Here is a 17,145-nt window from a genome sequence, read left to right as displayed (position 1 = left end):
GACCGGGGCGCCACGGTAGGGGCGCTCGGTGACGCGGAGGTGAACAGCCGGTGCCCCGAGTGAAGCACCGGACGGACCCTAGTGGGCGGCGACGGGCCGCGGCACGTCCGACTCCGCGGGGCGCTTGACGAAGAACGCGGCGACGATCGCGGCGGTCGCGATGGAGGCGCCCCAGACGAACGCGGAGTGGATGCCGCCCGCCGTGGCGACGACCTCGTCGACGCCCTCGCGGGCGAGCGCGGCCGACTGCACCGAGAGGACGGTGACGAACAGCGCCGTGCCGGCCGCTCCGCCGAGCTGCTGGACCGTGCCGATGATCGCGCTGCCGTGCGAGTAGAGCGCGGGGCGCACCGAGCCGAGGCCCGCGGTGAACAGCGGGGTGAAGACCAGCGCGAGGCCGAGGCTCAGCACCACGTGCAGGGAGAGGATGAACCAGGAGACCGAGTTCTCGTCGAGCGTCGTGTAGCCCCACAGCGCACCGGCGACGATGATCGAGCCGGGGACCAGCAGCACCCGCGGCCCGAAGCGGTCGTAGCCGCGGCCGACGAACGGCGCGAGCAGACCCATCAGCAGGCCGCCGGGCAGCAGGAGCAGGCCGGTCTCGAGCGGGGTGAGGCCGAGGACGTTCTGGGTGTAGAGCGGCAGCAGGATCAGCGTGCCGAAGAGGGCGGACATGCTCACCGCCATCATCACGATGACCACGGTGAAGTTGCCGGAGGAGAAGGTGCGCAGGTCGAGCAGGGCGCGGTCCGTCTTCTGCAGCAGCAGCTGGCGGACGATGAACGCCGCGAGCGCGACACCGGCGACGACGAAGGGCACCCAGGGAGCGACGATCGCCTCGCCGCCCTCGCCCAGGCTGCTGAGCCCGTAGACCAGCCCGCCGAAGCCGAAGACGGAGAGGACCACGGAGAGCGAGTCGATCGGGATCTTGCGCGGCTCGGTGACGTTCTCGACCTTGCGGAGACCCAGGATCAGCGCGCCGACGGCGATCGGCAGCACGATCCAGAACATCCAGCGCCAGCTGAGGAAGTTGAGGATGATGCCCGAGATCGTCGGTCCGACGGCGGGAGCGACCGAGATGACGATCGAGATGTTGCCCATCATCCGGCCGCGGATGGCCGGCGGCACGAGGGTCATCACGGTGGTCATCAGCAGCGGCATCATGATCGCCGTGCCGCCGGCCTGGACGACGCGCGCGGCGAGCAGGACCTCGAAGGTCGGCGCGAGCGCGGCGCTGAGCGTGCCGAGGCTGAAGAGGGTCATCGCGGCGGCGAAGAGCGTGCGGGTGTGCAGGCGCTGGATCAGGTAGCCGGTGATCGGGATGACGACCGCCATCGTCAGCATGAACGCCGTCGAGAGCCACTGGCCCACGTGCGCCTCGACGCCGAAGTCGCGCATGAGGTCGGGCAGCGCCACGCTCATGATCGTCTCGTTGAGGATCACGACGAAGGCCGAGACCAGCAGCAGGCTGATGACGAGGCGGCTGCGCGGGTCGAGCGCCGTCGAGGGCGTGTCGGCCGCGGCGGCGGGCCGGGTCTCGGGAAGGGTGCGCTCGGTCACAGGTGCGTCTCCGGTCGTGAAGGGGATCGTCGTGAGGGGGCGCATCGCCTGGGTGACGTCGATGCGACGGGTGGTACGAGACTCAGAACACTGCCAGGCGCCTCCGACATTCCCGATCGGCCGACATCCGTCGCGCATCCGGCGTGTCGGCAGCGGGGTGAGCGGTGACGAGACGGCGCACCGCCGCCGCCCACCATGCTGGGTCGATCAACCCCGCCTCGGCGTATTGCGACTGCAGGCTGCCGCATCGGCGCATCGCGATCGCATGCTGGTCGAGCAGCCCCGCAGGGCCTGTCGCGACTGCATGTTGGTCGAGTAGCCCCGAAGGGGCGTATCGAGACCCACCGTCCCCAGCAGGGCGGGTCTGCAGTCGTCTCGTCTGCCGCCGGTGGATCTCGATACGCGGCCTGCGGCCGCTACTCGATCAGCATGAGGTGACACCGTCTCCGAATGATGTGCCGTCACTCGACGGGAACCGGATCTCCGATCAGGCACCGCCCCGTCGCGAGCGGCGCGACGACCACCCCGAGGTACCTCCGGTCGCCGTCCTCGCCCGACGCCTTGTGCCGGTACTGACCCACGAAGCACGAGCCACCGACTTTCACCGCGACGAAGACCGCATCCGCCCTCTTGTCGGCGGTCGTGATGTCGGCCGTGATCTCCAGACCGGCCCGGTCCACGCCACCGGCGATCAGCGCCCGCGTCAGATCCGCGCCGCTCGGGTCGCCGATCGACGTGACCGTCTCCCGATTGATCCTGTCGAAGGTCGCGAGATCGAGAGGAGCCGTCCGGCCGGGGCCGTCGACGGTCGGGATGGAGCTCGCAGCGGGCGGCGGCGCTGCGGATCCGTCCATCGGCGGCAGTCCGAGAGCGCAGCCGCTGAGGACCGCGGTCACGACCGCGAGGACGGTCACCGCCCTGGCGCCACTTCGGGAGGGCGACGAAGTCCGCTCGCGAATCCTCATCTAAATACCGACCGATCGTCCTTCTGCAGGATCGTCGCCGTCCTGGTCCGTAGAGGACCCTAGGCACGATCGACCGCAAGAGCCTTCCCGGCGCAGGAACTCGAGGACATCGGCGCGCTCTGTCCGGTCGTCGGCCCGCTCTGCGCTCCGTCGCCCTGGCGATCGAGCGCTGCTGAGCGCGCACCGGCCAGCTCGCTTCCAGGGCTCGTCTCCCACTGCGCATCCGACGAGCCGGTCAAACGTCCTGGCAAAGACACCATCTGCGTATTGTCATCTAGACGGAATTGAAGTATCTTCGCTTCTAAGAAGTGACCGACGAGACGGTGGGCCGTCATGGCTCTCGTCGAGTGCAACGATGCCAGGAGGTGCACGTGGAGGATCGCGATCGGGCGAGCTCCGTCAGGAGAAGTGGGAAGTACCGACGCCTCCCTCAGGAGGAGGGCGTCTCCTCCGATCGCGATGACCTCGTCGTCGCTACTGGTCGGGTTCGGGCGGACGGCGGGCGCGTACGCCTCGCGGCGATCGGCCGAGGGCATTACGACCACGTTCTGCAGCACGCGGCCGGCATCGAAGTCCTGACCGACCTTCCGCTCGGCTTCCAGCGGGAGGGCGTCACCACCGTGCAGGGCTACTGGGACGGCCAGCAGATCTCCGACGCTCGAGTAGTCGCGGCGCTCGATCCCGTGCGTCTTCCGGAGCACCTCGGCGATCGGATCGATCTCTCGATCATTCCCACCGGGCGCGTCTCCCACTCCGATGCGCTGGCTCCTGATCTCCTCGCCGCCCTCGATCGGCTGCGAGCCGACGTTCTCGTCTCCTATGTCGCTCATCAGCTGCCGGACGGTTGGGTCGGCGTCGCGAGCACGACCGATTCGACAGCAGCCCGAGACGCGCTTGAGCCGTTCCTCGGTGACGCATTCGCTCTCACACGATCGCCCTGGGGGGAGGCCGATCTCGATGCCATCGACGAGATCTTCGAGGCGGGGGCTCTCCGCGACGAGCTGCTCGACATCGGTCGCTTCGTCGATCCCTTCGGACGTCTCCGGGTGTGCGCGCTCGTCCGCGCCCTCTCCGCGGATGCGGCGGCAGAGCTCGACATCGAGCACGCGGACGCAGTCGTCGTGACGAGCTGGATGTCGCGATCTGCCTCCGCTGCTCGACCAGCATGAGGTGGACGCGGGCGACCGCGACCAGCCGCGGGTGGAAGTCGGCGGACGTCAGCCCGGCGCGAGCACCGCCGCGAACGCGGTTGCCGCCGCGTCCGCGTCCGCCGGCGTCGACTCCGCGCCGAAGCTGAAGCGCACCGCCGTCTGGGCGACGGCCGGCTCGAGCCCGAGCGCCAGGAGCGTCGGCGACGGCTCGTCGCGGCCGGCCGCGCAGGCCGAGCCGCTGGAGACCACGACGCCGCGCTCCTCCAGCGCCAGCAGGATCGACTCGCCGCTGCGCCCGGGCACGACGAACGACGCGATCGAGGGGAGCCGGTGCTCCGCCGACCCGAGCGGCACCGCCCGCGGCACCTCCGCCGCCACCCGCAGAGCGAACGCGTCGCGCACGGCCGAGACGCGGGGGCCCCGCGAGGCATCCACGAGCTGCACCGCCGCCCCGAGCGCCACCGCGAACGCCACGTTCTCCGTCCCCGAGCGCCGCGCCCGCTCCTGACCGCCGCCGTGCACGAGCGGCTCGAACGGCACGCGACTGCGCAGCAGCAGCGCCCCCACGCCCTTCGGCGCCCCGAGCTTGTGCCCCGAGATCGACATCGCGTCCGCGCCCAGCCCGGCCAGGTCGATCCACCCCGCCGCCTGCACCGCGTCCACGTGCAGCGGGATCCGGTGCGGCCGGCAGAGCGCCGCGATCGCCGGCACGTCCTGCAGCGTGCCGATCTCGTTGCTCGCCGCCAGCACCGAGACCAGCGCCGTGTCCGGCCGCAGCAGCGTGGCGAGCGCCTCCAGATCGAGCCGCCCCGCGCCGTCCACCGGCGCGACCGACACCTCGAAGCCGTGCAGCCGCCGCAGATGGTCGGCCGACTCCACCGTCGCCTCGTGCTCGATCGCCGAGATCACGACGTGCCGGCCGCGCTGCGCGGTGAGACCGCCGAGCGCGATGCCCTTGACCGCCGTGTTGATCGACTCCGTCCCGCCCGAGGTGAAGAGGACCTCCGAGCCGCGCCCTCCGAGGAACCGCGCCACGTGCCGCCGCGCCTCCTCCAGTGCGCGGGCCGCAGACGCGCCCAGCGCATGACTGCTGGACGGGTTGCCGTACTCGCCGGTCAGGAACGGCCACATCGCCTCGAGCACCTCGCGGCGCACGGGCGAGGTCGCCGCGTGGTCGAGGTAGATCACGCGGCCGGAGCCTCGATCGCGATGTCGAGGCCGAGGTCCAGCGAGCGGACGCTGTGCGTCAGCGCTCCGACGGAGATCACGTCGACGCCGGCCTCCGCGATCGCGCGGACCGTGTCGAGGTTCACCCCGCCGCTGGCCTCGACCACGGCCCGGCCGCCGATCAGCACGACGCCCTGCGCCAGCTGCTCGGGCGTGAAGTTGTCGAGCATGATCGTGTCGGCGCCGCCGGCGAGGGCCGCGCTGATCTGCTCCAGCCGATCCACCTCGACCTCGATGTGCGTCGTGTGCGAGACGGCCGCGCGCGCGGCGAGCAGCGCCTCCGTCAGGTCGAGACCGCGCTGGGCGAGGATCGCGAGGTGGTTGTCCTTCGCCAGGATCGCGTCCGAGAGTGAGAAGCGGTGGTTGTGCCCGCCACCGCTGCGCACGGCGTGCCGCTCGAGCGCCCGCAGTCCCGGCGTAGTCTTCCGGGTGTCGACGATGCGCGCGCGGGTGCCCGCCACGGCCTCGACGTAGCGCGCGGTCAGCGTCGCGATGCCGCTCATCCGCTGCACCAGGTTCAGCGCCACGCGCTCGCCGCGCAGCACCCCGCCGGCCGGGCCGTCGATCCGGGCGAGGACGTCACCGGCCGCGAAGACCGTGCCGTCCGCGGCGACGTCCTGCACCCGGACCCGCGAGTCGGCCTGCAGGAACGTGCCGAGCAGCACCGCCCCGCCGCTGAAGACGCCGGGCTCGCGGGCGACGAGTGCCGCCGAAGCGGTCGCGTCGGCGGGCAGCAGGGTGTCGGAGGTGAGGTCGCCCCAGGGGGCGTCCTCCTCCAGGGCCAGGGTGACGATGCGCTCGATGCTCTGACGGGTCAGCACGGGACGGCGACCTTTCTCGTGCCGGCGACGCGGTAGGCGCTCGCCGAGGGGTGGGGGTGGTCGGTGCGGTGGTGGGCGCCGCGCGATTCGGCGCGGGCCAGGGCGGCGTCGATCAGGGCGAGGCCGGAGGTGCGGAGGTTCGCGTCCTCGAGGGTCGCCCGCGAGAGCGGCGCGGGGGAGCCTGCGGCGAGCAGCACGGCACGGGCCGCCTCGAGGCCGGCCGCGTCGCGCGAGAGCCCCGCGCCCGACCAGAGCGTCTCCTGCAGGAGCGCGCGGTCGAGCGCGAGCGGCACGAGGGCGGAGGGCTCCGGCGCCTCGGACGAGGGCATCGCGGGCGGTCCGTCGAGCGCCGCCGCGACTCGCCGGGCGAAGACGACGCCCTCCAGCAGGCTGTTCGACGCCAGCCGGTTCGCGCCGTGCACGCCGGTGCAGGCGACCTCGCCCACGGCGAAGAGCCCGGGGAGGCTGGTCCGCCCGTCCAGGTCGGTCGCGATCCCGCCCATCCAGTAGTGCGCGGCCGGCGTCACGGGGATGAGGTCGTCGGCGAGCGAGAGACCGCCCGCGCGGCAGGCGGCCGAGATGGTCGGGAAGCGGCGCGCGAGCACGTCCGCGGGAATGGCGCGCGCATCGAGGTGCACGGGCAGCCCGCCCTGGAGCAGCATCCGGTCGGCGATCGCGCGGGCGACCACGTCGCGGGGCGCCAGCTCGGCGTCCGGGTGCACCCCGACGAGGAAGCGCTCACCCGCGGCGTCGCGCAGCACCGCGCCCTCGCCGCGGACCGCCTCCGACACCAGGAACCCGCCCGGCAGCGCGAGTGAGGTGGGGTGGAACTGGTAGAACTCCAGGTCGGCCGTCTGGGCGCCGGCCCGCAGCGCCGCGGCGAGCCCGTCGCCGGTCGCGACCGCGGGGTTCGTGGTGTGCCGGTAGAGCTGCCCGGCCCCGCCGGTCGCGAGGACGATGGAATCGGCAGCGATCCGCTCGACCCGTCCGTCCCGCAGCACGTCCACGCCGGTCACGGCCGCTCCCGGCCGCACCAGGTCGACCAGCACCGTCTCCTCGAGCACCGTGACCGCGGCGGCGCGCACCGCGACGACGAGCGCCTCCTCGATCGCGGATCCGGTCGCGTCGCCCCCGGCGTGCAGGATCCGAGGCCGCGAGTGCGCCCCCTCCAGGCCGCGGGCGAGGTCGTCGCCGTCGCGGTCGAAGCCGACGCCCCAGGCCTGCAGCGCGGCGACGGCTGCCGGGCCCTCGGCGCAGAGCACCTCGACGGCCGAGCGCGAGCACAGCCCGGCGCCCGCGGTCAGGGTGTCCTCGACGTGCAGGGCGACGGAGTCTCCCGCCGCGGTGACGGCGGCGATCCCGCCCTGCGCGGCGCGCGTGCTCGACTCCGCGAGCGCGCCCTTGGTGACGAGGACGACCTCGTGCCGACGCGAGGCCAGCAGGGCGACGACCAGGCCGGCGATCCCGCTGCCGACCACGACGACGCGGGACACGTCAGACCCCCGCCACGGGAGCAGGAGCGGCCGGCCCGGCCGGCGGCACCGCCGCGAGCATCCGCTCGAGCGCCACGCGTGCCTGGTCCTGCACCGACTCGTCGACCGAGATCCGGTTGTGCACCGTCCCCGCGACCAGCCCCTCCAGCACCCAGGCGAGGTACCCCGGGTGGATGCGGTACATCGTCGAGCACGGGCAGACGACGTCGTCGAGGCAGAAGATGGTGTGCTGCGGGTACTGCACCGCCAGGCGCTGCACCAGGTTGATCTCGGTGCCGATCGCGAAGGTGCTGCCCGCCGGCGCGGCCTGGATCGCCTTGACGATGTAGTCGGTCGAGCCGTACTCGTCCGCCGCGTCGACGACCGCCATCGGGCACTCCGGGTGCACTATCACGCGGACGTCCGGGTGCTGGAGGCGCGCGCGCTCGATCTGCGCCACCGTGAAGCGCTTGTGCACCGAGCAGAAGCCGTGCCAGAGGATGACCTGCGCGTCGAGCAGCGTCGCCTCGTCCGAGCCGCCGCCGGGCTTCCGCGGGTTCCACATCGGCATCCGCTCGAGCGGCACGCCCATCGCCTTCGCGGTGTTGCGGCCGAGGTGCTGGTCCGGGAAGAAGAGGACCCGCTGCCCGCGCGCGAACGCGTCCTCGAGCACGGTGGTCGCGTTCGAGGAGGTGCAGACCACACCGCCGTTGCGTCCGCAGAATGCCTTGAGTGCCGCGGACGAGTTCATGTAGGTCACCGGGATCAGCGGGACGCGGCCGTCGGCGTCCGGCTCGGTGCCGTAGAGCTCGGTCAGCTCGGCCCAGGCGTCCTCGACCGAGTCGATGTCGGCCATGTCCGCCATCGAGCAGCCCGCGGCGAGGTTCGGCAGGATGACCGCCTGATCCGGCCGGGAGAGGATGTCCGCCGTCTCGGCCATGAAGTGCACGCCGCAGAAGACGATCGCCTCGGCGTCGGGTCGGTTCGCCACCGCCTTCGCGAGCTGGAAGGAGTCGCCGACGAAGTCCGCGTACTGCACCACCTCGTCGCGCTGGTAGAAGTGGCCGAGCACGACGACGCGCTCGCCCAGCGTCTCCTTCGCCGCGAGGATGCGGCGGTGCAGCTCGTCGGCGCTCGCCGCGGTGTACTCGTCCGGCAGCCGGCCCTGCACGGGCGACGCCGCCGGGATCGGGTCCGCCTGCGAGGCGCCCGGGCCGTAGGCGGGGAGGCCGAGGTCGAAGGACCAGGGCGCGTCGGCGAGCTCGGGTGCGCAGGTCGCGCCGGGGGCGGCGCCCCGCTCGATGAGCTGGATGGTGCTGTCGACCGATGTCACGGTGTCTCCTCGATGGTGCGGTTCGGACGGGGGCGGCGGCCGGTCCGGGGCCGGCGGCGGCCTGGTGCGGGCGGCGGCCGGTGCTAGACCGGCAGGGGCCCGTTGTCGACGAGTGCCACGGACCCGTCGTAGCGGTACAGCCGGGGCGGGCGGTGACGGGTGCCCGTCAGTCGCTGCTCGGTCGGCACCACGGTCTTGGAGGCCTCGATCGTCCGGCGGAAGTTCGCCGGGTCGAGGGGCTTCTGCAGGACGGCCTCGTGCACCTCGCGCAGCTGGGCGAGCGTGAACGTCTCGCCGAGGAAGGCCTGCGCGATGCGGGAGTACTCCATCTTGTTGCGCAGGCGCCAGAGGGCGTAGTCGACGATCAGACCGTGGTCGAAGGCCAGCTCGGGCATCAGGTCGGTGCAGAGCCAGGCGACGTTCTCGTCCACGATCGCGGCGTCGGCCTCGGAGGTCCGCACCAGCGCCCAGTAGACGATCGAGACGACGCGGCGCTCGCCGCGGGAGCGCTCGGTGCCGCCGACGGCGTAGAGCTGCTCCAGGTAACGGGGAGCGAGGCCCGTCGTCTCGCGGAGGGTGCGGCGCGCCGCCTCGGCGAGGTCCTCGTCCGGTCGGAGGGGACCGCCGGGCAGCGCCCAGAGCCCCTGATACGGATCGCGCAGCCGGCGGACGACGGGGATCCAGACGGCCGCGGCCCCGGTCTCCGGATGCGGACGCAGCGCGAAGATCACGGTCGACACCGCGAGCTGCGGCGCTGCTGCCTCCACGAGACCCTCCCTAAAGGTCACCCTGACCCTAACGACTCCCCGGAGCTTAGTGTCACCCCGACCCGAACGCCAAGTCCCTCCTCCGCCTGCGCTCGACTCCGTCCCCCTCCGCGAGATGCCACTTGTGCACGCGACACGCCGCGAAAGCCGTGCACAAGTGGCATCTCGCGGCGGGGGGACAGGACGCGCACCCGCCCGCTAGGGTGAGCGGACAACCGAATACCGGGCCGCATACGCGACGCGGGAGAGCCGACTCCGGTCGGCACCGAAGGAGCAAGCCTCCCCGCCAATCTCTCAGGTCTTGTACCGCGTCGAACTGGCCACTCTGGAAAGCGATCCGCAGAGGATCCGCCGATGGTGAAAGCGCTCGCCCCGTGAGGGGCGGCGTGAATCTCTCAGGCACCACGACAGAGGGGGAGTTCCCACGGCACTGCTGTGCCACGCATCACCGACCTGTGCGGGCGCGTGCGCAGCACTGCGACGAATTGGAGAACTCCCATGTCTGACGAAAACCCTGTCGAAGAGACCCCGGCCGAGTCCGGCGCCCCCGACACCGGCGGCATCGAGATCGACTCGCCCGACGCCACCGCGCCGAGCACCGAGCCCCGCCGCTCGCCGCTGCACGACGTGCACGTGGCCGCCGGCGCCTCCTTCACCGACTTCGCCGGCTGGTGGATGCCCGTCCGCTACACCGGCGACCTCGCCGAGCACCACGCCGTCCGCACCGCGGCCGGACTCTTCGACCTCTCCCACATGGGCGAGATCCTCGTCGTCGGCCCCGAGGCGGTGGACGCCCTCGACTACGCGCTCGCGAGCGACCTCTCCGCCGTCGCCGTCGGCCGCGCGAAGTACACCCTCCTGCTCGACCGCACCGGCGGCGTGATCGACGACCTCGTCGTCTACCGCACCGGCGAGGACCGCTTCATGGTCGTCGCCAACGCCGCCAACCGCCACGTGGTCGCCGAGCAGCTGCGCGACCGCACCGCGATGTTCGAGTGCGAGCTCTACGACGAGAGCGACGACGTCGCGCTGATCGCGATCCAGGGCCCGCGCTCGCTCGAGATCCTGCAGAACCTGCAGGGCCTCGCGATCGAGGTCGACCGGGGCGAGGAGTCGGTGCTCGACACCGACGACGCGGCCCGCCTGCTCGAGGAGCTGCGCTACTACCGCGCCGTGCCCGCCAGCTTCGAGGCGCACCCGATCCTGATCGCGCGCACCGGCTACACCGGCGAGGACGGCTTCGAGATCTACGTCGCCCCCGACACCGCCCCCGCGCTCTGGGAGGCGCTCGCCGAGACCGGCGCCGGCGCGGGCCTCGTCCCGGCCGGGCTCGCCGCCCGCGACACCCTCCGCCTCGAGGCGGGCATGCCGCTCTACGGCCACGAGATCTCCCGCGACGTCTTCCCCGCGCAGGCCGGCCTCGGCCGCGTCGTCGCCCTCGGCAAGCCGATCGACTTCGTCGGCCGCGCGGCCAGCGAGGAGGGCCCCTCCGGCGACGCCCCGGTGCTCGTCGGCCTGATCGGCGAGGGCCGCCGCGCCGCCCGCGCCGACTACAGCGTCCACGGCCCCGACGACGACGTGATCGGCGTCGTGACCAGCGGCATCCTCTCGCCCACCCTCGGCGTGCCGATCGCGATGGCCTACGTCGCGCCGGCCTCCGCGCAGCCCGGCAGCGTCGTCTCCGTGGACATCCGCGGCAGCCGGCTCCCGATGACCGTCACCGAGCTCCCCTTCTACTCCAGAAAGAAGAACTGACCATGGCCGTTCCCACCGAGCTCCAGTACACCTCCGACCACGAGTGGATCCTGGTCGAGGGCGAGACCGCGACCGTCGGCATCACCGCCTACGCCGCCGACAAGCTGGGCGACGTCGTCTTCGTCGAGCTGCCCGAGGCGGGCAGCCGGGTCGAGGGCGGCAGCGTCGTCGGCGAGATCGAGTCGACCAAGTCGGTCGGCGAGCTGTTCGCGCCCGTCGACGGCGAGGTCCTCGAGACCAACACCGCCGTCGTCGACAGCCCCGAGTTGGTCAACACCGACCCCTTCGGCGACGGCTGGCTGATCAAGGTGCGCTTCGACGCGCTGCCCGACGGCCTGCTCGACGCGGCCGCCTACGACGAGCTGGTGGGCGAGTAGATGGCGGCCCGCACCCCCGGAGAGTTCGAGTCCCGCCACATCGGGACCGACGCCGACGCGCAGCGCACCATGCTCGCAGCGCTCGGCTACGACTCCGTCGACGCGCTGGTCGAGGCCGCCGTCCCCGAGTCGATCCACGTCCGCGACCTCGCGCCGGTGCTCCCCGCGCCGGCCACCGAGGCCGAGGCGCTGGCCGAGCTGCGCGCCCTCGCCGCGCGCAACACCGTGCGCCGCCCGCTGATCGGCCTCGGCTACCACGGCACGCTCACCCCGGCCGTGATCAAGCGCAACGTCCTCGAGAACCCGAGCTGGTACACGGCCTACACGCCGTACCAGCCCGAGATCTCGCAGGGCCGGCTCGAGGCGCTGATCAACTTCCAGACGATGGTCGCCGACCTCACCGGTCTCGACACCGCCGGCGCCTCGATGCTCGACGAGGGCACCGCCGTCGTCGAGGCGATGCTGCTGGCCCGCCGCGCCTCGAAGGCGAAGACCGATGTCTTCGTCGTCGACTCCGACGCGCTCCCGCAGACCCTCGCGCTGCTGCGCGGCCGGGCGGAGGCGGTGGGCATCCGCATCGTCGAGCTGCCGCTCTCGCGCACCGACGCGGACGAGCTGCCCGAGTCCTTCGGCGCCCTCGTCCAGTACCCCGGCGCGTCCGGCCACCTCTGGGACCCCTCCGCTGTCCTCGGCGCCGTCAAGGCGCACGGCGGTCTCGCGATCGTGGCGGCCGACCTCCTCGCGCTCACCCTCGTCCGCTCGCCGGGCGAGCTCGGCGCCGACGTCGCGGTCGGCACCACTCAGCGCTACGGCGTCCCGATGGGCTTCGGCGGACCGCACGCCGGCTACCTCGCCGTCCGCAAGGGCCTCGAGCGCCAGCTCCCCGGCCGCCTCGTCGGCGTCAGCCAGGACGCGGCCGGCAACCCCGCGTACCGGCTCTCGCTGCAGGCGCGCGAGCAGCACATCCGCCGCGAGAAGGCGACCTCGAACATCTGCACCGCGCAGGTCCTGCTCGCCGTGATGGCCGCGATGTACGCGGTCTACCACGGACCGGACGGCCTCGCCCGGATCGCCGAGCAGGTGCACTCCCGCGCGGCGCTGCTGGCGCGGCTCCTGCTCGACCGCGGGCACGCGCTCCGGCACGCCGACTTCTTCGACACCGTCGCGGTCGTCGTCCCGCAGGGCGCGGAGGCGGCTGTCGCCCGCGCGCGCGAGGCCGGCTTCGACCTGCGCCTCGTCGACGCCGACACCGTCGCGGTCGCCCTCGACGAGACGGTGACCCCGGAGGAGGTCGTGGCGGTCGCCGTCGCGATCGGCGACCTCGACGCCGCGCACGGTGTCCTCGCCGGCGCCGCGCGCAGCATCCCCGGCGCGCTGGAGCGGACCACGCCGTTCCTGGTGCACCCCGTCTTCAACACGCACCGCAGCGAGACCTCGATGATGCGCTACCTCAAGCGCCTCGCCGACGCCGACTACGCGCTGGACCGCGGCATGATCCCGCTGGGCTCCTGCACGATGAAGCTCAACGCCGCCGCCGAGATGGAGGCGGTCAGCTGGCCCGAGTTCGCCGGACTGCACCCGTTCGCGCCCGAGGCCGACGTCGAGGGCTCCCTCGCCCTGGTCGACCAGCTCGAGCGCTGGCTCGCGCACCTCACCGGCTACGACTCCGTCTCGCTGCAGCCCAACGCCGGCTCGCAGGGCGAGCTCGCCGGGCTCCTCGCGATCCGCGGCTACCACCGCTCGCGCGGCGACGAGGCGCGCACCGTCTGCCTCATCCCCTCGAGCGCCCACGGGACGAACGCGGCCAGCGCCGTCCTCGCCGGCATGCGCGTCGTGGTCGTCGCCTGCGACGAGCTCGGCAACGTCGACCTCGACGACCTCCGCGCCAAGATCGTGGAGCACGCCGAGGGCCTCGCCGCGCTGATGATCACGTATCCGTCCACGCACGGCGTCTACGAGCACGAGGTCGCCGAGATCTGCCGCCTCGTCCACGAGTCCGGCGGCCAGGTCTACGTCGACGGCGCGAACCTCAACGCGCTGCTCGGCTTCGCCCGCTTCGGCGACTTCGGCGGCGACGTCTCGCACCTCAACCTGCACAAGACGTTCTGCATCCCGCACGGCGGAGGCGGCCCCGGAGTCGGCCCCGTCGCCGCGAAGGCGCACCTCGCGCCGTTCCTGCCGGGCCACCCGCTCGCGCAGCGGCTCGAGCACTCCGTCGGCCAGCACGGCGAGACCGTCGTCCACGGCGGCGCACCCGTCTCGGCGGCGCCGTACGGCAGCCCCGGCATCCTGCCGATCTCGTGGGCCTACGCCCGGATGATGGGCGAGGAGGGACTGCGCGCCGCCACCGGTGCGGCCGTCCTCTCGGCCAACTACGTCGCCGCCCGCCTCCGCGAGCACTTCCCGGTGCTCTACACCGGCGGCAGCGGCCTCGTCGCGCACGAGTGCATCCTCGACATCCGCCCGCTCACCGCGGCCACCGGAGTGACCGTGGACGACGTCGCCAAGCGCCTCGTCGACTACGGCTTCCACGCGCCGACGATGAGCTTCCCCGTCGCGGGCACGCTGATGGTCGAGCCGACCGAGAGCGAGGACCTCGCCGAGATCGACCGCTTCATCGACGCGATGATCGGCATCAAGGCCGAGGCCGACCGCGTCGGCGCGGGGGAGTGGCCGGTGGACGACAACCCACTGCGGAACGCCCCGCACACCGCGGAGTGCCTCGTCGACGCCGAGTGGGCGCACCCGTACAGCCGCGAGGAGGCCGTCTACCCGGTCCGCTCGCTGGTCCGCGGCAAGTACTGGCCGCCGGTCCGCCGCGTCGACCAGGCCTACGGCGACCGCAACCTCGTCTGCGCCTGCCCGCCCATCGAGGCCTTCGCCTGACGCCCGCCGACGATCCGTCGCGGACGGTCGTGTCCGCTTTCGCAACACGACCGTTCGTGACGGATCGGCCGCCCGGCGCCGGACGACGAGGGGCGTCAGGGCGTCGGAGTGACGGAGGGCGTCGGCTGCGGGGTCGGCGCCGCGAACAGCTCCGGCCAGAGGGCGACCGCCAGCGGGTAGCCCACGAACGACACGATGTCGATGATCGAGTGCGCGATCACCAGCGGCAGCGTGCGCCCGAAGCGCTGGTAGAACAGACCGAAGACCACACCCATGATCACGTTGCCGATGAACGGCCCGATGCCCTGGTACAGGTGGTAGCTGCCCCGCAGCAGCGCGCTCGCGAACAGGATCCGCCAGCGCCCCCAGCCGAGGTCGCCGAGGCGTGCGAAGAGGTAGCCGATCATGATCACCTCCTCCTGCACCCCCGCCCGGATCGCCGAGAGCACCAGCACGGGCACCGTCCACCAGTAGGCGTCCAGAGGCGACGCCACGACCGCCACCGTGATGCCGAGCGCCCGCCCGAGCACGTACAGACCGATGCCGGGCGCGCCGATCGCCACCGCGAGCACGACTCCCGTGCCGAGGTCGGGGAGCGGCCGGCGCAGGTCGAGCCCGAGCCGGCCGAGCGGCCGCGGACCGGCCTGCCAGAGCAGGAAGACGCAGAGCAGCACCGGCACGACGTCGAAGAACAGCGCGAGCAGCTGGTAGATCAGGTCGAAGGCCGGCCTGTCGCTCAGCGCCCCGTTGATCGTCGTCGACTGCTGCCCGAGCGCGACGGAGCGGGTGAGCTTGTTCGCGATCGACACCACGGAGTAGACCGCCGAGGCGCCGAGCGAGAGCCCGAGCACCAGGAGGATCTCGGCCCCGATCCGGCGCCGGGACTGGGCGGACGCTGGGGGAGCGGTGGACACGCGGAGGCCCCTTCCTGGATTCGCTGTCGTGCGTGGAACGCCGCGCAGACGCACGTTTCGTGCGAATCCGCGCAAGGATTCCACCTCCTGGTTACCGCTGTGTAACGGTTTCCCCATCGTTTTGTGGCGATAGGCAGTCGATACATAGTCTCGTCAGAGGCATTCGCGCGGTGGCCACCAGTCTCGCGCGCCGACGTCGTCGCCACGCGCACGGCACTCCACGCGTCAGGGAAACCACTTCTCGCGCGCCCCCACACCACTGGAGGAATTGTGAAAATCAGACGTTTCGGCCTCGGAGCTCTGGCGCTCGTCGCCGCGAGCACCCTGGTCCTGGCCGGCTGCAGCAGCTCGAACGACTCGGGCGGGGGTGACGCGGGAGGCGACTCCGGCGCGATCATCACCACCAACGGGTCCGAGCCGCAGAACCCGCTGATCCCGACCAACACCAACGAGGTGGGCGGCGGCAAGATCCTCGACGAGATCTTCGCCGGTCTCGTCTACTACGACGCCGAGGGTGCGCCGCAGAACGACGTCGCCGAGTCGATCGAGTCGACCGACGCGCAGAACTACACCATCACGATCAAGCCCGACCTCACCTTCACGAACGGCGACCCGGTCACGGCGAACTCGTTCGTCGACGCGTGGAACTACGGCGCGAAGCTCTCGAACAACCAGCTGAACAGCTACTTCTTCGAGGACATCCAGGGCTTCAGCTACGACGAGGACTCCGAGCTCACCGGCCTCGCGGTCGTCGACGACACGACGTTCACCGTCGCGCTCACCGAGCCCAAGTCGGACTTCCCGCTGCGCCTGGGCTACTCGGCGTACTACCCGCTGCCCGCCGCCGCGTTCGAGGACATGGACGCCTTCGGCCAGAACCCGATCGGCAACGGCCCGTACATGCTCGCCGGCGACGACGCGTGGCAGCACAACGTGCAGATCGACCTCGTCGTGAACCCGGACTACACCGGCGGCCGCACCCCGGTCAACGGCGGCCTCACGGTCACCTTCTACGCCACGCAGGACGCGGCGTACTCCGACCTCCAGGGCGGCAACCTCGACGTCCTCGACGCCATCCCGGACTCGGCCTACGGCACCTACGAGAGCGACCTGGGCGACCGTGCGGTCAACCAGCCCGCCGCCGTCTTCCAGTCCTTCACCATCCCGGACCGCCTCGCGCACTTCGGCGGTGAGGAGGGCCAGCTGCGACGCCAGGCCATCTCGATGTCGATCGACCGCGCGCAGATCACCGACGTGATCTTCGAGGGCACCCGCACCCCCGCCTCCGACTTCACCTCCCCGGTGATCGACGGCTGGAGCGACTCGCTCGAGGGCGCCGACGTCCTCGCGTTCGACGCCGACAAGGCCAAGGACCTCTGGGCTCAGGCCGACGCCATCAGCCCCTGGGACGGCACCTTCAAGATCGCCTACAACGCCGACGGCGGCCACCAGGGCTGGGTCGACGCCGTGTCGAACTCGATCAAGAACACGCTCGGGATCGACGCCGAGGGCGAGGCGTACCCGACCTTCGCCGAGGCGCGCACCAAGATCACGGACCGCACCATCGAGACCGCGTTCCGCACCGGATGGCAGGCCGACTACCCGGGTCTGTACAACTTCCTGGGCCCGCTGTACGCGACCAACGCGTCCTCGAACGACGGCGACTACTCCAGCGCCGAGTTCGACCAGCTCCTCGCGGAGGGCGCTGTCGACACCGACCTCGACTCGGCCAACGAGAAGTTCCAGCAGGCGCAGGAGGTCCTCCTGAAGGACCTGCCCGCAATCCCGCTGTGGTACTCCAACGTGACCGGCGGCTACGGCGAGAACGTGTCGAACGTCCAGTTCGGCTGGAACTCGGTGCCGCTCTACTACGAGATCACCAAGAACTAAGCTGCTAGAAACCGGGGCGCTTCGCCC

The 17,145-nt window shown here is 71.9% G+C and carries 13 protein-coding genes and 1 riboswitch; of the genes, 5 read left to right on the top strand and 8 right to left on the bottom strand.

Features of this window, described 5'->3' with window-relative positions:
- Window positions 1–78 precede the first annotated feature (78 nt).
- Window positions 79–1,560: a DHA2 family efflux MFS transporter permease subunit gene (locus HQQ86_RS02645; RefSeq protein ID WP_367948523.1), complete on the bottom strand. Its 1,482-nt coding sequence runs from the start codon at window positions 1,558–1,560 to the stop codon at window positions 79–81.
- A gap of 461 nt (window positions 1,561–2,021) precedes the next feature.
- Window positions 2,022–2,474: a hypothetical protein gene (locus HQQ86_RS02640; protein ID WP_173286248.1), complete on the bottom strand. Its 453-nt coding sequence runs from the start codon at window positions 2,472–2,474 to the stop codon at window positions 2,022–2,024.
- Between the two features lie 422 nt (window positions 2,475–2,896).
- Here HQQ86_RS02640 and HQQ86_RS02635 point away from each other — a divergent pair, with 422 nt between their 5' ends.
- Window positions 2,897–3,694 carry a hypothetical protein gene (locus HQQ86_RS02635; RefSeq protein WP_173286246.1) on the top strand — a complete coding sequence of 266 codons (798 nt, stop codon included), beginning with the start codon at window positions 2,897–2,899 and terminating at the stop codon, window positions 3,692–3,694.
- Between the two features lie 48 nt (window positions 3,695–3,742).
- On the opposite strand, the gene HQQ86_RS02630 is transcribed toward HQQ86_RS02635, so the two are convergent.
- The 5 genes from HQQ86_RS02630 to HQQ86_RS02610 all read right to left on the bottom strand — a co-directional run bounded on the left by HQQ86_RS02630 (window position 3,743) and on the right by HQQ86_RS02610 (window position 9,296).
- Window positions 3,743–4,864 (bottom strand): cysteine desulfurase family protein, encoded by a 1,122-nt coding sequence (locus tag HQQ86_RS02630; protein ID WP_173286244.1) that lies wholly within the window; start codon window positions 4,862–4,864, stop codon window positions 3,743–3,745.
- Window positions 4,861–5,724 carry a carboxylating nicotinate-nucleotide diphosphorylase gene (gene nadC, locus HQQ86_RS02625; RefSeq protein WP_173286242.1) on the bottom strand — a complete coding sequence of 288 codons (864 nt, stop codon included), beginning with the start codon at window positions 5,722–5,724 and terminating at the stop codon, window positions 4,861–4,863. The genes HQQ86_RS02630 and nadC overlap by 4 nt, the downstream gene beginning before the upstream one ends.
- Window positions 5,718–7,217: an L-aspartate oxidase gene (gene nadB, locus HQQ86_RS02620; RefSeq protein WP_173286240.1), complete on the bottom strand. Its 1,500-nt coding sequence runs from the start codon at window positions 7,215–7,217 to the stop codon at window positions 5,718–5,720. Before nadB ends, nadC begins: the two co-directional genes overlap by 7 nt.
- 1 nt (window position 7,218) lies before the next feature.
- Entirely contained in the window at window positions 7,219–8,529 is a 1,311-nt protein-coding gene (nadA, locus tag HQQ86_RS02615) for a quinolinate synthase NadA (RefSeq protein WP_173286238.1), read from the bottom strand.
- Between the two features lie 83 nt (window positions 8,530–8,612).
- A complete protein-coding gene (locus HQQ86_RS02610) occupies window positions 8,613–9,296 on the bottom strand; it encodes an NUDIX domain-containing protein (RefSeq protein WP_173286236.1) in 684 nt (227 codons plus the stop codon).
- Window positions 9,297–9,527: 231 nt separating this feature from the next.
- Window positions 9,528–9,615: riboswitch (glycine riboswitch) on the top strand.
- Window positions 9,616–9,794: 179 nt separating this feature from the next.
- On the opposite strand from HQQ86_RS02610, the gene gcvT reads away from it, so the two are divergent.
- Genes gcvT through gcvP form a run of 3 tightly spaced genes read left to right on the top strand, consistent with a single transcriptional unit; the run spans window position 9,795 to window position 14,314 of the window.
- Window positions 9,795–11,051, top strand: coding sequence for a glycine cleavage system aminomethyltransferase GcvT (gene gcvT / locus HQQ86_RS02605; protein ID WP_173286234.1), 1,257 nt, complete (start codon window positions 9,795–9,797; stop codon window positions 11,049–11,051).
- A gap of 2 nt (window positions 11,052–11,053) precedes the next feature.
- Entirely contained in the window at window positions 11,054–11,428 is a 375-nt protein-coding gene (gcvH, locus tag HQQ86_RS20870; RefSeq protein ID WP_216844912.1) for a glycine cleavage system protein GcvH, read from the top strand.
- Complete coding sequence (gene gcvP / locus HQQ86_RS02600; RefSeq protein WP_216844911.1) at window positions 11,429–14,314, top strand: aminomethyl-transferring glycine dehydrogenase; 2,886 nt, start codon at window positions 11,429–11,431, stop codon at window positions 14,312–14,314.
- Window positions 14,315–14,409: 95 nt separating this feature from the next.
- Here the strand turns inward: gcvP and HQQ86_RS02595 are convergent, their stop codons facing one another.
- Window positions 14,410–15,228, bottom strand: coding sequence for a CPBP family intramembrane glutamic endopeptidase (locus HQQ86_RS02595; RefSeq protein WP_367948522.1), 819 nt, complete (start codon window positions 15,226–15,228; stop codon window positions 14,410–14,412).
- A 270-nt stretch (window positions 15,229–15,498) separates the two neighbouring features.
- On the opposite strand from HQQ86_RS02595, the gene HQQ86_RS02590 reads away from it, so the two are divergent.
- Entirely contained in the window at window positions 15,499–17,118 is a 1,620-nt protein-coding gene (locus tag HQQ86_RS02590; RefSeq protein ID WP_173286229.1) for an ABC transporter substrate-binding protein, read from the top strand.
- Window positions 17,119–17,145: the final 27 nt, after the last annotated feature.

The organism is Rathayibacter sp. VKM Ac-2857, assembly GCF_013205025.1.
Classification (GTDB): Bacteria; Actinomycetota; Actinomycetes; order Actinomycetales; family Microbacteriaceae; genus Rathayibacter.
Note: the sequence above shows the minus strand (reverse complement) of the source record. Positions and strands in the feature narration are given on the sequence as shown.